This window comes from Pseudomonadota bacterium (assembly GCA_010028905.1).
In the GTDB taxonomy this organism is placed as follows: Bacteria; Vulcanimicrobiota; Xenobia; order RGZZ01; family RGZZ01; genus RGZZ01.
In genome coordinates, this window is record RGZZ01000674.1 from 1 (window position 1) to 2,149 (window position 2,149).

A 2,149-nucleotide genomic window follows, 5' to 3' on the forward strand; every position below is an offset into this window, starting at 1 on the left:
TCGCGCGAATGGGACGCTTCTTCTCGCTGGCCGAGGGGTGCGTCACAAAGTGCTTCTCGGCGCCGGGCTCGATCGGAGCGCAGCCTTCGAGGTCGATGTCGAGCAGGCCGGCGCTGTCTCGCCAGAGGCGGGCCCGCGTGAGGCCGGGATACGCCAACGGGGGACTCCCATCGTGCTGTGCGCGCTCGATGGCAACCACGTCGTCGGCGGCGCACGGGTACCCTCGCTTCACCAGGGCGCTCATCAATGTCGACTTGCCGGCGCGGCGATCGCCGGTGAACAGAACCAGCTCGTCACCCGCCACGATGGCGCTGGCGTGAAGAGGGAAGAGGTCGCGCTGGTGCAGCACGGCTCCCAGGGCTGATGTGGTGATCCAGCTCTCCAGACGGGCTGCGTCGTGTACCGTGGCCTGGTCGATGATGATTTCGCGCCCCTCTCGGATCCAGAGGCGTGGGCCACCCACAGGCTGTATGAGCAGCTCTCCGACCCGTCCCTCGACGGCCGGGCTGCGCAGGGTGGCCTCGGTTATCGTGGTGGGAGGATTTCCCCATCGGATTGTCACGTCCGGGGGAGAGGGGAGGGCCGGAGACAGCGAGGTGAGTGGCACGATGGATGCCACGCTCAGGCCGAATGCGCGGTAGGCGTGGGCGGGCGCCTCCTGCCCTTCGGTGCAGGTCGCCGCCGACTTCCGCTCGCGTGCAGGCTCGAATGTCATGGACGGGACTTCCCTCTCGCTCGAGCGGTCCCTTTCGGTCTGTGCTGGCCCGTGTGCAGCCAGACGTGGGCGTCAGTTCACGGAGCAGACGATGGAGAGCGCCTGGCCGTGGCCTGCGTCGGGTCTTCGATGAGGCCATGGGTCGACGTGTACTGCGGGAAGTTGGGCGGAACGTTGCCGCGATGGGTGTGGTTTGCACCGCTGCACACCACGGTGTATGCGCCGACGGACTTGCCGTCGGAGAGAAGGCTGCGCGAGGCGGCATAGCCGCCGCTGTAGGTGTCTGCGCCAGCCGATGTGGGTTCTTTTGGAGCTCGGCGCGTCATTCAAAGGTTGGCGTTCATCTCTGCGTGGGGTGCGAACGAATTGGACGCGCGACGGCGCAGGTCCCGTTGGTCAGCATGCGTTGTGCGCGGGACGAAGTCGCCCGGTCTCCTGTGAGCGCGGTCTTGACCGAGCAGGGGTGTAGAGGGCTTTCTCGTAGAGTGACCCAGGCGGTGTGACATCGGCGTGTGGGTGACGAACCCGATGTGCCGAACCGTGAAGACGATGGGCGCGCGAGCTCGGTCTCTGGCCTCTGATCGGCGCGTTATTCTCGAGGAGGCGGCGCTCATGTCGACAGATGCGATTGACGAGATGGCAGCTTGCGTCGCGGGGGCGCAGCGCATCGTGGTGATGACGGGGGCGGGCATCTCCACCGCCTCGGGCATTCCCGATTTTCGCGGAAACGAAGGCTTCTGGACCCGCCATCAGCCAGTCTACTATCAAGACTTCAAGCGATTCGAAGACAAGCGCGCCGAGTACTGGCGCTACAAGCTCGAGTTCTGGCGCGCCTTCGGTGGCGCGAAGCCCAATGCCGCCCACCTCGCGCTGACGAGGCTCGAGCAGCGCGGGCAGCTTCACGCGCTCATCACGCAGAACATCGATGGGCTGCACCTTGCCGCGGGGAGCTCACCCGAGCGCGTCATCGAGATTCATGGGACCAACGCCGAGGCCGAGTGCATCGCGTGCGACGTTCGTGTCGACCCGGTACCGCTGTTCGAGGCGTTCGAGGCCACGGGCACGGTTCCGCGCTGCGCGTGCGGGGCTCCGATGAAGCTGGCCACCATCTCGTTCGGGCAGTCGCTCGATGCCGATCGGCTGCGTCGCGCCTCTCGTGTGGCGGCCGAAGCTGATCTCTTCCTCTCGCTGGGGAGCAGCCTCACCGTCGAGCCCGCGGCGTCGATCGCGCTCATCGCCCAGCAGCGCGGCACGCCCTACGGGGTTGTCAGCCGCGGGGAGACCGGGCACGATCACGTGGCCACGTGGCGCATCGATGCCGACCTTGCCGAGGTGCTGCCGCGCATCGTGGGGTAGCGCGCGGGGCGCGTCTCGTTTGTTCGGGTATAAGCCCATTTGGGCTTCTAGTGGCAGGTATAAGCCCATTTGCTGAGG

At 66.5% G+C, this 2,149-nt stretch carries 3 protein-coding genes; 1 reads left to right on the forward strand and 2 read right to left on the reverse strand.

Going from position 1 to position 2,149, the window contains the following annotated elements:
* A partial coding sequence (locus tag EB084_24200) for a hypothetical protein (GenBank protein NDD31365.1) occupies positions 1-715 on the reverse strand: 715 nt, incomplete at its 3' end.
* 77 nt (positions 716-792) lie between these two features.
* Positions 793-1,041: a hypothetical protein gene (locus EB084_24205; GenBank protein ID NDD31366.1), complete on the reverse strand. Its 249-nt coding sequence runs from the start codon at positions 1,039-1,041 to the stop codon at positions 793-795.
* A gap of 202 nt (positions 1,042-1,243) precedes the next feature.
* Between EB084_24205 and EB084_24210 the strand changes: the two genes are divergently transcribed.
* Complete coding sequence (locus tag EB084_24210; protein ID NDD31367.1) at positions 1,244-2,071, forward strand: NAD-dependent deacetylase; 828 nt, start codon at positions 1,244-1,246, stop codon at positions 2,069-2,071.
* Positions 2,072-2,149 lie beyond the last annotated feature (78 nt).